The organism is Pseudomonas sp. MYb60, assembly GCF_002979555.1.
Classification (GTDB): Bacteria; Pseudomonadota; Gammaproteobacteria; order Pseudomonadales; family Pseudomonadaceae; genus Aquipseudomonas.
Genome location: NZ_PCOZ01000023.1, coordinates 15,467 through 27,740, shown reverse-complemented (window position 1 = coordinate 27,740; position 12,274 = coordinate 15,467). Strand labels below are relative to the sequence as shown.

The 12,274-nt window shown below is 64.5% G+C and carries 9 protein-coding genes; 4 read left to right on the top strand and 5 right to left on the bottom strand.

The genetic code is table 11. The features are described 5' to 3' along the window. Positions 1-219 precede the first annotated feature (219 nt). Together CQ041_RS23800 and CQ041_RS23795 are read right to left on the bottom strand one after the other, a co-directional pair. Entirely contained in the window at positions 220-465 is a 246-nt protein-coding gene (locus CQ041_RS23800) for a DUF2789 domain-containing protein (RefSeq protein WP_105524847.1), read from the bottom strand. 36 nt (positions 466-501) lie between these two features. Next, positions 502-2,067: a glycosyltransferase family 39 protein gene (locus CQ041_RS23795; protein WP_105524848.1), complete on the bottom strand. Its 1,566-nt coding sequence runs from the start codon at positions 2,065-2,067 to the stop codon at positions 502-504. A gap of 165 nt (positions 2,068-2,232) precedes the next feature. On the opposite strand from CQ041_RS23795, the gene CQ041_RS23790 reads away from it, so the two are divergent. Together CQ041_RS23790 and CQ041_RS23785 are read left to right on the top strand one after the other, a co-directional pair. Continuing rightward, a complete protein-coding gene (locus CQ041_RS23790; RefSeq protein WP_105524849.1) occupies positions 2,233-4,404 on the top strand; it encodes an outer membrane assembly lipoprotein YfiO in 2,172 nt (723 codons plus the stop codon). Next, entirely contained in the window at positions 4,401-5,114 is a 714-nt protein-coding gene (locus tag CQ041_RS23785; RefSeq protein ID WP_105524866.1) for a DUF3142 domain-containing protein, read from the top strand. The genes CQ041_RS23790 and CQ041_RS23785 overlap by 4 nt, the downstream gene beginning before the upstream one ends. A gap of 101 nt (positions 5,115-5,215) precedes the next feature. Here the strand turns inward: CQ041_RS23785 and CQ041_RS23780 are convergent, their stop codons facing one another. Next, a complete protein-coding gene (locus tag CQ041_RS23780) occupies positions 5,216-7,438 on the bottom strand; it encodes a TonB-dependent siderophore receptor (protein WP_371923042.1) in 2,223 nt (740 codons plus the stop codon). Between the two features lie 243 nt (positions 7,439-7,681). Here CQ041_RS23780 and CQ041_RS23775 point away from each other — a divergent pair, with 243 nt between their 5' ends. Both CQ041_RS23775 and CQ041_RS23770 read left to right on the top strand, forming a co-directional pair. After that, positions 7,682-8,392 (top strand): response regulator, encoded by a 711-nt coding sequence (locus CQ041_RS23775; RefSeq protein ID WP_105524867.1) that lies wholly within the window; start codon positions 7,682-7,684, stop codon positions 8,390-8,392. Positions 8,393-8,467: 75 nt separating this feature from the next. Continuing rightward, a complete protein-coding gene (locus CQ041_RS23770; protein ID WP_105524868.1) occupies positions 8,468-9,784 on the top strand; it encodes an ATP-binding protein in 1,317 nt (438 codons plus the stop codon). Here the strand turns inward: CQ041_RS23770 and CQ041_RS23765 are convergent. Both CQ041_RS23765 and CQ041_RS23760 read right to left on the bottom strand, forming a co-directional pair. Beyond that, positions 9,774-11,213: an efflux transporter outer membrane subunit gene (locus CQ041_RS23765; RefSeq protein ID WP_105524851.1), complete on the bottom strand. Its 1,440-nt coding sequence runs from the start codon at positions 11,211-11,213 to the stop codon at positions 9,774-9,776. The two genes, CQ041_RS23770 and CQ041_RS23765, sit on opposite strands and share 11 nt — an antisense overlap. Then, entirely contained in the window at positions 11,210-12,268 is a 1,059-nt protein-coding gene (locus CQ041_RS23760) for an HlyD family secretion protein (RefSeq protein WP_105524852.1), read from the bottom strand. The genes CQ041_RS23765 and CQ041_RS23760 overlap by 4 nt, the downstream gene beginning before the upstream one ends. Positions 12,269-12,274: the final 6 nt, after the last annotated feature.

Sequence of the window (12,274 nt, the reverse complement as noted above, 5' to 3'; positions counted from 1 at the left end):
CAATATGATAGATGCCGCTTGGGCCGTCAAGTTTTGAAACAAATTAGCGGATGGGTGGTGGGAGGGCTTTTCTGGGAGGAGGCCTGCTCTCGTTGATGGCGGTTCAGATAAGAACCTGAGCCTGAGACAACGTCATCGGGGGCAAGCCCCCTGCCACCTTTAGGCACAGCCGATCAGCGACATCGCGTTACCTTAGACTTTCACACTGACGTCGGGTTTTTACACCCCTCGACCACCCCGCAGCATCAGGTTCAACTCATCCACCACCTCAGCCCAATCCGCATCCTCCACAATCTCTTCACGCAAAAATGCCTTCTGGCTGTCCGTCCAAAAAAACGCATCCGCCAACTGCAAATCCGCCTTGAGCGGCGAATGCACCGCCACAAACTTATCAATGCTGACCGGGTCATCCGGCAGCCCCAGCTGTTTGAACAGAGACTGCAAGCTATGCACAGGCGATTCCATGGGTGGGGCTCCTGATAGAGGACGGTTCAATCGAGTCTAGCGGCAACCCTCGGGCAGCGCTGACGGTACGTTGCACAGCACGAACAACCGCGCCCGCGCGCCGCCGCCATCCTGGCGACTGAGTTCGCGCCAGCCCTGGGGCAGTGGCGCAAATTCATCGGGGGCTTCGTTGCTGCTGATCAGCCACACGCGTCGGGTCTCGGCGGGCAGTGCCGACAGTTGGTCGAGATAGATGCGCCCGCCGTCCTGGTCCACCAGGGTGCCGAAGCCGTAGGCATTCGGGCGGGTGGGCGTGCCGTCGGATTTTGGCGGGGTGTAGAGCTGCAATTGGGCATCGGTCTGGTCGTAATACACGTAGCTGAGGTACCACATCATGTCGCTGAGCACGATGCGGTCGTCTTCCTGGTAATTGCGATTGACGAACGCCACCGGCACATTGAGTTGGTCCTGTTCGTCGACCGTGTAAGTGTTCTTTAGCCCGACCAGTTCAATCCCGACGAACAGCACGAACAGTGCGGCGCCCAGCCAGGGCCGGCGGTCGACTGCCAGGGCGATCAGAATCGGCAGGGCCAGCGCGTACACGGTGAGGTAGCGCTCGATGAACACCGGGGAAATGAACGACACCCCGTACACCAGCAGCATCGGCAGGAGTAAAAACAGCGCCAGCAACGTGGCCGGCCGATGGCGCTCGCGATCACGCCAGGCCATGCCTACCACCACCGCCACCAGCAACGACGGCACCAGCCAGAACAGCGGCGGCCACACATCCTCACCGTCATCCTGGATCACGAACTGCCAGAGCATCGACGGCAGGGAGGACAGGCCAACCGGTTCCTCCCACCCAATATCACCGCCGACCTTGAGCTGTTCAACATGCTGCACCAGGTCCAGCAGGCTCGGCAGCCAGGGCAGGTACAGCACCACAATCGCCACATTCGCCGACCACCACGCCGGGCGCGCCAGCAAGCGTTCGCGCCACAGCACGCCGAGGTAGGCCCAGTGCACCAGCACGCACAACGCGGTGAAATAGTGCGTGTAGAAACCGGCACTCATCAGCAACACATACACCGCCAGATACCGCGCGCGCTGGGGTTGGCGCACCCAGTACGCCAGCGCCAGCGTGGCCCCCAGCAGCCATACGCCGAGCAGCGAATACATGCGCACTTCCTGGCTGTAGCGCACCGCCGTCGGCAGCAGCGCCAGCAGGATCCCCGCCAGCACCGCCGCACGACGGGTCGACAGGAGCCGGGTCAACCACACGCCCAGGCCCACCGCGATCACGCCGGGTACGGCACTCATGCCACGGATCGACCCGATGCTGTCGCCGAACAGCTCGATCCAGCCGCGCAGCATGAAAAAGTACAACGGCGGGTGCACATCGTGCGCGGCGTGGAACCACAAGTCGCCAAGGGCGTATTCGCTGAGCAGCAGGCTGGAGCCTTCGTCACCCCAAATGGCTGCCGACGTCAGGTGGTAAAAGCGCAGGGCCATGGCCAATGCCAGGATCGGCACCCACCAGAGTCGGCTGATCCAACCGGCCCCCGCAAAGGCGAGGTGGTTGCAGGCGGGCAATGTCCCGACCTTTTCGTTTTGCTCTGCCACAGATTCCCCTGCCACTGCCCTGACCACATCGCCACTCTAGGGCAAAAGCCATTGGGTCGCTGCTGGATTCAGACAAATCCGCAATTTGCGCAGGCCTTCACCGAAGTGGCCGTAGGAACAGGCTATTATTGCCGCCTTCCAAGGACCCAGGATCAAGGACACGTCATGCGCATCGGTTTTCTGTCACCCCTGACACTGGCCCTGCTCGCCAGTATTTCCCTGCCGGTAATGGCCAGCTCTGACGACTCGTGCTACCCCGACTGGCGTGTCTCCCGTGACACCCTCGACACCTGCAACAACCTGCCCTTCCTGAGCCCTGGCAACGACAGCCGCGTCAACCTGCGCCTGTTGCTGGCCGATAAAAAAGCCCTGCCACTGGCGCCCAATGCCCTGGACGAAGACGACCTGTCCCAGGGTTTCGGCCCGGTGCCTTTCCCGGTGTATCGCCTGACTCCACGGCCGAATGCCGACACCGAACCTGACAACACCCCCGACGATGCGCGCACCGCCGAGCTGGACACGCTGCTCGCGCCCCTGGGCATCAAGCGTGACGACTACAAGACCGCCGGTGAAGCCTTCCTCAACGGCGAAGGCAGCCGCTGCCGCAGCAACGACGATGACAGCGCCACGGCGTTTGTCAGCCAGGTGGTCAAGGCCGACATGCCGGCGGCCGAGCGTGAGCTGCTGGTCAAGGCACGCCTGCAATTGCTGACCACCTGCACCTGGGACGGCCCGGTGGTGGCGGACCCGCGGCAGATCCAGTCCAGCGACGGCCAACTGCTGCGCACCTACCTGCAAGCCGCCGCCGACTTCTATACCGGCCGCTTTGCCGAAGCTGAACGTGGCTTCTCGGCCATCAGCAGCGCCAGCCTGCCCTGGCTGAAAGAAACCGCGCTGTACATGACCGCCCGCACCGCACTGAACCAGGCCCAGGCCAACACCTACGACGAATACGGCGTGCCGCAACTCGAACGTGTGGATAAGCCGGCACTGGCGCAGGCCGAGCAAGGTTTCAATCACTACCTGAGCACTTATCCACAGGGCCAATACAGCGCCTCCGCCCGAGGCCTGTTGCGTCGCGTGTATTGGCTGGCGGACGACAACACCCGCCTCGCCGAGGCCTTCGCCCACGCGTTCACCCAGGTGAGCGACGCACAGCGCAATGTGTCGACGGATGAACTGGTCGAAGAGGCTGACACCAAGTTGCTGACGCTCAGTGGCGAGAACCGTTTCACGCCGCTGATCCAAGTGGTCAGTGACCTGAAGATGATGCGCGCTCACACGCCGCCGCTGCTGACCCGCGCCGATCTCGAACAGCAAAAAGCCGCGTTTGCCAATGAGCCGGCGCTGTACGACTACGTGCTCGCGGCCTATGCGCTCTACGTGGAACATCAGCCAGACAAGGCCCTGCAACAATTGCCCAAGGATGTGCCCTCGAGCCTGGATTATTTCGCGTTCAGCCAACAGACCCTGCGCGCGCTGGCGCTGGAAGACAAACAGGATTGGCAAGGCGCCGAAGCCGTGTGGTTGAAACTGCTGCCGCGGGTACAGCAGCCACTGCAACGCGACCAGCTCGAGCTGGCCCTGGCGCTGAACCATGAGCGCAGCGGCCAGTTGGCCAAGGTCTTTGCCACCGATTCGCCGATCAGCGCCAGGCAGGTCCGCTACGTGCTGCTGCGCAACGTCGCCGGCCCCGCGCTGCTGCGCCAGCAAATCGCCCAGGCCCGCGACCCGCTGGAGCGCCAGACCGCGCAATTCGTGTTGCTCTATAAAAACCTGCTGCGCGGGCAATTCGCCGACTTCCTCGATGACCTCAAGCAATTGCCCACGCCCGCCCCCGAAGACACACTCGGCACCAGCCTGGGTTATGTCTACAGCGCTGGCCAGAGCTTGCGGATGTTCCAGTGGAACGGCAACAAGGCGGAGTCCGGCTACGCCTGCCCGAGCATTGCGCAAACCGCCGAGACGCTGCAGGCCGACGCCAACAACCCGCAGGGCCTGAACTGCCTGGGTGAATTCATCCTGCGCAACAACCTCGACGGCATGCCGTTGGAGCAGGCACGCGCCGCCGGCAGCCTGGGCAGCAGCCCCTCGGACTTCAAGGGGGAAACCTTCTCGCGCCTCGAGGGTTACAAGCAGGTGATCCGCGACGCCAAGGCACCCAAAAATGACAAGGCCTACGCGCTGTTCCGGGCGGTCAACTGTTACGCCCCCGCTGGCTATAACAGTTGCGGCGGCCAGGATGTCGAGCCTGGCGTGCGCAAGGCGTGGTTCCGCCAGTTGAAAAGCAGCTTCGCCAACACCCCATGGGGCAAATCGGCGCAGTACTACTGGTGAAGCACCTGTGGCTCGGCTGGCTGCTGCTGGCGGGCCCGGCCTTCGGCGCCGTCGATGCCCGCGACTATGACGCCTTCTGGCTGTGGAGCGGGGTCGCGCCGCAGCCGGTGCTGCAGCAGGCCAAGACCCTCTACATCCTGCAGGGCCAGATCAATTCCAGCCGCCGCGCACCAGGGCGTGGCGTGCGGATGATCGCCCAGGGCATCAGCGTGCCGCGCCTGACCCAGGGCGAAGTGTGGGTGGTGTACCGCGCCCACACCCTGCGCTGGCCGGAGCCGGTGTACACCCAACTGCTCGGCCAGGTGCAGCGTTGGCGCAAAGCGGGCAACCCGGTGGTGGGCATCCAGATCGACTTCGACGCCCGCACCCAGTACCTGCACGAGTACGCCGCCTTTCTGCGTGACCTGCGCCAGCGCCTGCCCGCCGACCTGCGCCTGAGCATCACCGGCCTGATGGACTGGAGCAGCAACGCCGACCCGGCCGCTATTGCCCAGCTCAAGGGGGTGGTGGATGAAGTGGTGGTACAGACCTATCAGGGCCGCCACAGCATCCCGGATTACGCCGCGTACTTGCCGCGCATGAGTCGGCTGGGGCTGCCGTTCAAGATCGGGCTGATCCAGGGCGGCACCTGGACCGCGCCGGATTACCTCAAGCACAGCGAGTGGTTTCGCGGGTATGTGGTCTTTCTGCAGAACCCCGCGTCCTGGTAAGCGCCTGCACGGTTGTGTGAAAAAGCGAAGCCCGCACAAGGCGGGCTTCGGTAGCGCGTTTTTCTGTCCAGCCACCTTGGGGAAGATGGGGATGCCGGAGGTTAGAACGCAGTACTCAGGGTCAGCGACAGGCTGCGCGGGTCGCCGTAGATCGCGCCGGCGTAGAAGCCGTAGCGGGTGTAATAGGTCTTGTCGAACAGGTTGTTGGCGTTGAGGGTCAGGCTGACGTCGTCATTGATCTCGTACTTGGCCATGGCATTCCAGATCGCGTAGCCCGACCAGTTGACCTCGGACGCCGCACGGCTCACCCCGTTGGTCGGCACACCGGCCGGGGTGGAGGTGGCGCGAATGTTGGTCTGCGCGGTCACGCCGCCGCCGACGGTGAGACGGTCCAGCGGGCCCGACAAGTGATAGGTGGTGGAGAGCTTGAACAGGTGTTTGGGGTCGCTCAGGCCATCGGCACTGGTGCGACGAAAGTGCAGGTACGTGTAGCCACCGTACACATTCCAGTCCGGGGTCAGGGCGCCGGCGACTTCCAGGTCGATACCGTCGGTCTCCACGCCGGTACCGGCCTTGTAGGCTGCGTCACCCGTTGGGGTAGTGTTGCCGCCGTCGGTGACCGCCTTGTTTTCCTGGCTGGTGAGGAAGTACGCAGCCTGGGCGTTCAGCGCGCCGTCGAACCACTCACCCTTGATCCCGGTTTCATAACTCTGGCCACGAATCGGCTCGATCTTGCTGCCGGCAACCGTTTCCTGGCTCTGTGGCGTAAAGATGTCGGTGTAGCTGGCGTACAGCGAGTAATAGCTGTTGAGGTCATACACGGCGCCAACGTAAGGCGTGACCACGCCGGATTCCTGCTGGTTGTTGCGAATGCCCGCGGTGCTGCGCGTGGTCGAGGAATAATCGCTGGTGCGCGCGCCGATGATCACCGACAGCGGCTCGGTGATGGTCAGGCGGGTGGCAGCGTACATACCTTGCAGCCGGGTGGTGGTCTTGGAGTGCAGGCCGGTCTTGTAGGCGTTGATCGCGTAGTCGTCGTTGACGCCGTTGCGCCAGTCGCTGATGGCGAAGCCGTTGTTGGCGCGGAACTGGCAGCCCAGGGAGCTGGCGCTGGTGCGGTTGGCGCTGACCATGTTGCAGCGGTATTGCGGCGACCAGGCCACGGAGCGGCTGTCGTTGTAGCCGAACATCGCCTGATGCGTCTGGCCGAACAACTGGAACGGGCCGCTCAGGTCGATCTGCGCAGACTGTTGCGTGGTGTCGGTGGAGCTGTGCAGGCCGTTGAGCACCGCGCCGCTGCCGTCCTGATTGAAGTAACCGGTGTAGTTGCCGCCGCCCGAGGCGTTCACCTTGGCCAGGCCCCGGTGGTTCAGCGCGTCGGTGGTGCTCTGGGAGGTTTTGAAGTTCAGGGTCCAGTCATTGTCGAAGCGGTGCTCCAGCGAGCCGAAACCGGTGCGCGTGGTGTATTCGCCAAAGCTCCAGCTGGGCACCACGTTGGTGCTGCGCGACAGGTGGGTCTTGGAGCCGTCGCCGTACCAGATCGGGATGTTTGCGCCCCAGCCGCCACCGACGATTTTGTAGTACTCGTACTGGTAGCCCGCGCCGATCGTGGTGGCGTCGCTCAGGTCGAACTCGAAGTTCGCCAGGGCAGCGCGAGAGCGATCCGATTGGCTGTCGCGGAACGAATTGGCCTCTTCCTGGGTAACCACAAACCGCGAACGCAGGCGGCCATCTTCGGACAGCGGCAGGTTCAGGTCGGCGCCCAGGCGGCGCTTGTCCCAGCTGCCGTAGGTGACGTAGGCCTTGCCACCGAACTCGGTGCCAGGGCGCTTGCGGATCAGGTTGACAGTGGCCGACGGGTCACCGGTGCCGCCCAGCAGGCCGTTGGCACCGCGCACGATGTCGATGCGCTCGTACATGTCCATGTTCATGGCGTTGCCGCCGCCGCTGAAGTCCGAGCCGCCCTGGGTCTGCAGGCCATCGACCTTCCAGTTGGTGATCGAATAACCGCGCGCACGGTAGTCGGTACGCCCACCGACTTCGGACTTGCTCATGCTGATGCCCGGCGTAGTCTCCAGCGCGTCTTCGATACTGGTGATCTGCTGGTCGGCCATCTGCTCCTGGGTGATGGTCGTGACCGACTGAGGAGTCTGGCGCGGCGTGAGTTTCAGGCCGGTAGAACTGGTGGTGCTCTTGACGGTGTAGCCCAATTGCTCGGCGGCATCATAGGGCGATTGCTCGGTGCCCTGGATATTCGTCGCTCCCAGTTCGAGGGGCTCGCCGTCGGCAGCCAGTGCGTGACCCGCCAACGTGCTCAGGCCCATCGCCACGATCAACGCGGTGTGTTGCGTACGATAGCCACGGCGCATTGGCCCCGCCGCTGTCGAGGAAAAGGAAGAGAGAAAAGTCATGATGCCCCAGAGGATGTAATTGGTAATACTTCGTATGTGCAGTTAATTTTTGTTAAGATTTTATGCACCTTGACGCTGTGCTCTACCTTCGATGTGTATGGATGTGTAATGGAATGTAATGAGCTGTGGACAGCGCCCGCACACGTCGCGCCGTTGATCCCCAAGACGCTGCTGGTAGTGGACGATGACGATGAAATCCGCGAGCTGCTCTGCGATTACCTGACCGAGACCGGCTATCACGTACTGGCCGCCGCCGACGGGCAGCAGATGTGGCAGATGCTCGGTGCCCACAAGGTCAGCCTGGTGGTGCTGGATGTGACGCTGCCCGGCGAGGACGGCTTGAGCCTGTGCCGCCAGTTGCAGGGCACGCCCGGGCTCGGTGTGATCATGCTCTCGGCCAAAGGCTCGCCACTGGACCGCATCATCGGCCTGGAAGTCGGCGCCGATGACTACCTGGCCAAACCCTTCGAGCCCCGCGAACTGGTGGCGCGCATCAAGGCGGTGATGCGCCGCCCGGGCCAGGTGCAGGCCGCGCCCGAGTCGACGTCGGAGCCGTTCGCCGGTTACCGCCTGGACCACGTGAAGCGCCAGCTGCACCCTCCCGCAGGGGCGACAATTACCTTGCCGCGCTCGGACTACCGTGTGTTGCGCGACCTGCTTGCGGCGCACAACCAGGTGCTGTCACGCGACCAGTTGACCCGCAGCGCCATGGGCCGCGATTACCTGCCCGACGACCGTTCGGTGGACATGTGCATCAGCCGCCTGCGCCAGCACTTCAAGAGCGAACTGGGCGAGCGGGTGCACATCCTGACCATCCGCAACGAAGGGTATCTGCTCAGCCTTACGCCCGATGGCGAGCCCGGTTAAGTGCGCGGGCGGCGGGCGTGTGCCTGGCTGAAACGGCTGTGGCCGAACACGCTGTTCGGCCGACTGCTGGTGATCATGGTCAGCGGCACATTGGCGGTGCAGTTACTGTCGAGCAGCATCTGGTTCGACGTGCGCTTTGCCCAGGTGCTGGAGGCCCCGGTGCGCCTGATCGCCAGCCGGACCGCCCTGCTGCTTGAGCAACCCCATTGCAGCGATGTTGCGTCGATGCGCTTGCCGGCTGGCTACGCGGTGACCTGCCTGGATGCCCCGCTGGCGCAGGTCAGCGGCGACGAGCGCGCCCGACGCCGTACCGAGTTGCTGCTGGACCAATCCCTGGCACGTGAGCTGGGCCGCCCGCAGCCGGTAAAAGTGCTGAACGTGCACCTCACCGACGAACAAGGCCAGCCGGTGGTGTGGCGCAGCTTTTTCGGGCTGCGCACCGCCACCGCCCACGTGCTGTTCGTGATGCCGATGGCGGACGGCCGTTGGTTGCAGGTCGATGGCGAAGAGCTTCAAGGCTGGAGCGGCGAGTCGGCCTGGACGCTGATCGCCGACTACGCGCTGCGGGTCTACCTGGTGCGCATCCTCGCGGTGCTGGGCATCTGTTGGTTGGCCGTGCGTTTGTGCCTGCGCCCGATGGAGCGCATGAGCGAGGCGGCGCGCAAACTCGGCGAGAACCTCGACCAACCGCCCCTGGCCATCGAAGGCCCGGTGGAGGTGCGTGAGGCGGCGCGGATGTTCAACACCATGCAGCAGCGGTTGATCGCCATGGTGAACGACCAGAGTTACTTCCTCGCCGCCGTGTCACACGACCTGCGCACGCCGCTGACGCGCATGCGCCTGCGGGTCGAAACCCTGTCTGACGAGCGCCAGCGCGAGCGGCTGAAACAGAACATTGCGCAGATGGACCTGATGATCAGCCAGGTGCTGGATTACCTCGGCACCGCCGAACAGCAACCCGGCCAACTGGTGGACCTCGACTCATTGCTGGCACGGCTCTGCACCGAGCTGGCGACCCAGGACGAGCCGCTGCCGATCCTCGGTCAAGGGGGCGTGATTTTCGCCAATGAAATCCTCATTCACCGCTGCCTGCAGAACCTGCTGGTGAATGCCTTGCGCTATGCGCGGCAGGTGGTGGTGTCGCTGGAGCGCACCGGGCGCGGCGTGACCCTTCGCGTCAAGGACCTGGGGCCGGGAATGCCCGAGTCCATCATCGAAGCGTTCATGGATGTGCCGCTGCGCAAGAAGCCGGCGAACCCGACGTCAGGCAGCTACGGCCTGGGGCTGAGCATCGCCAAGCGCATCGCGGTGATCCACGACGGCAGCCTGACCCTGCGCAACCTCAAGGACGGAGGCCTGGTGGCCGAGGTGTTCCTGCCGATCAAAGGCTGACCAGCGGATACACCGACTCCCAACCGCCCCCCAACGCCTTGTACAGACCGACCATCGCCAGCGACACGCCGGTGGAGCTTTCCACCCACTGTTCCTGGGTCGCCAGCAGCGCACCTTGCACGGTGAGCACGTTGACGAAATCCACCACGCCTTCGACGTACTGGTGTTGGGCAGTGGCCAGGGCAATCTGGTTCTGGCGCACGGCTTCGGCGAGGCTGTCGCGGCGCAGTTGGCTGGCGTTGTAACGGGTGAGCTGGTCGTCGATTTCATGCCAGGCGCGCAGCACGGTTTGCTGGTAAGCCAGCGCCGCTTCCTGCTGTTGCGCTTCACGCAGGTTCAACATGCCTTTGAGGCGCCCGCCGTTGAACAGCGGCAGGCTGAACTGCGGGCCGAAAGCGAATGCGCGCGAGCCCCACGAGCCGAAATCCGACAGTTGCATGGCCTGGGAACCGAGGCTGCCCGACAGGGTGATGCGCGGGTAGAAATCGCCCTTGGCCACGCCGATGTTGGCCGTGGCGGCGTGCAGGCGGGCTTCGGCCTGGCGGATATCCGGGCGCCGTTCGGCCAGCTCCGACGGCAGGCCGATGGCGACCTGGCGCTGGGTCTGCGGCACGGCGGCGTCCTTGGACAGCTGCGCGTGCAGGGCTTGCGGCGGCTCGCCCATCAACAGGCTGAGGGCGTTGATCAGTTGGTCCTGGCGTTGCTGCAGGTCCGGCAGGCGCGCTTCGATGGCAGCGACCTGGGCAGCGGCTTCGGCGACGTCCAGGTCGGTGGCCACGCCGTCGGCCAGGCGCAGCTGGGACAGCTTGAGGCTGTGGCGCGCGACGTCAAGGTTCTGCTCGGTGACGGCGCGGGTATTTTGCACGCCGCGCAGCTGGATGTAGTCCTGGGCGGTCTCGGCCAGCACCGCGAGCAACACGGCGCGACGGTCGTTCTCGGCGACTTGCAGGGTGGCGTCGGCGGCTTCGGTTTCGCGCTTTACCCGGCCCCAGAAGTCCAGTTCCCACGAGGCGGAAAAACCCGCATCCCACTGGTTGAACGCGGCACGGCCGTTCTCGCCGGAGGGGTCGTTCAGGCCTTTGCCACTGTTGCGTTTGCGCTGGTACGCCCCGGTGGCGTCGAGGTTGGGGTAGCGCTCGGCGGTGGTCACCTGGCGCACCGCGCGGCTTTGCTCCAGACGGCTGCTGGCGAGTTTCAGGTCGAGGTTGTCGGTGAGTGCGCGGCGTGTGAGGGCCGAGAGTTGCGCGTCGTGGAACACGTCCCACCAGCGCTCCTGCAAGGGGTCGCTGACGGCGCGGCTGGCCGCTTGACGGCCCTGGGGCTCGCTCCAGTGTGTCACTTGCGGGCTCTGGGGCTTGTGGAAGTCCGGGCCAACCGTGCAGGCGCTGAGGCTGATGAGGCTCAGAGTGAGCCAGGCAACACGTTTCATTGCTGGGCCACCTCGCGCTGCTGGGCTACCGGCTGGGTGTCGACGCTGGCTTCTACCGACATACCGACGCGCAGCCGTTCGGTAAGTGCCTGGTTGGGCTCAAGCACAATTTTCACCGGAATGCGCTGCACCACCTTGGTGAAGTTGCCGGTGGCGTTATCCGGTTTGACCGAGGCAAAGGTTACGCCGGTCGCCGGCGCGAGACTCTCCAGATGGCCGTTGAGCACTTCGCCGTCGAGGCTGTCGACACGTACTTGCACGGCCTGGCCGGCGTGCATGTGGGAAAGCTGGGTTTCCTGGAAGTTGGCTACCACGTAGGCCTCCTCCAGCGGCACCACCGCGAGGATCTTGCTGCCCGGCGTCACGTAGGCGCCCACCCGCACGGCGCGCTCGCCGACCATGCCGTCCACCGGCGCGACGATGCGTGTGTATGACAACTGGTAGCTGGCCAATTCCAGCGCGGCCTGGGCACGTTTGAGCCCCCCCTCGGCGGCGGCGCGCTGGGCGGTGAGGATTTCCACCTGCTTGCGCTCGGCCGCCAGCACCGCCGTGGCATTGGCCAGGCGTGCGGTGGCCTGGTCGATGCGGGTCTTGGCTTGCTGGGCGTTCTGCACGGTACCGGCGCCAACGCCGGCAAGGTGGTTGTAGCGGTTCAGTTCGTGTTCGGCGAAGGCCATTTCGGCACGGTCGGCGGCGACCGTTGCCTGGGCCTGGGCAATCACCGAGCTCTGGCGTTCGAGGGTGGCGGTGGCGTTTTTCAGCTGGGCCTGGGCGACGAGGGTATCGGCGTCGGCAGCCTGGGCGGCGGCGCGAAAGTCACGGTCGTCGATCAGCGCCAGCAGTTGGCCGGCCTTGACGCGCTGGTTGTCTTCCACCAGGACTTCCTTGATGAAGCCGGCCACGCGCGGTGCCACCAGGGTGAAATCGGCAGCGACGAAGGCGTCGTTGGTGCTCTGGCGCTTGCTGCCCAGTATGCCCGGCGCGACCAGGTACACCAGCACGCCCACGGCGAATACAGTGATGACGGAGATGGCAATCTTGTCTTTGCGTTTCATGGAGAG

What these genes read in the sequence shown, in the direction of transcription:
- CQ041_RS23800 (WP_105524847.1), bottom strand. Translation starts at nt 465, where the DNA reads ATGGAATCGCCTGTGCATAGCTTGCAGTCTCTGTTCAAACAGCTGGGG.
- CQ041_RS23790 (WP_105524849.1), top strand. Translation starts at nt 2,233, where the DNA reads ATGCGCATCGGTTTTCTGTCACCCCTGACACTGGCCCTGCTCGCCAGT.
- CQ041_RS23780 (WP_371923042.1), bottom strand. Translation starts at nt 7,438, where the DNA reads ATGGGCCTGAGCACGTTGGCGGGTCACGCACTGGCTGCCGACGGCGAG.
- CQ041_RS23770 (WP_105524868.1), top strand. Translation starts at nt 8,468, where the DNA reads ATGGTCAGCGGCACATTGGCGGTGCAGTTACTGTCGAGCAGCATCTGG.
- CQ041_RS23765 (WP_105524851.1), bottom strand. Translation starts at nt 11,213, where the DNA reads ATGAAACGTGTTGCCTGGCTCACTCTGAGCCTCATCAGCCTCAGCGCC.
- CQ041_RS23760 (WP_105524852.1), bottom strand. Translation starts at nt 12,268, where the DNA reads ATGAAACGCAAAGACAAGATTGCCATCTCCGTCATCACTGTATTCGCC.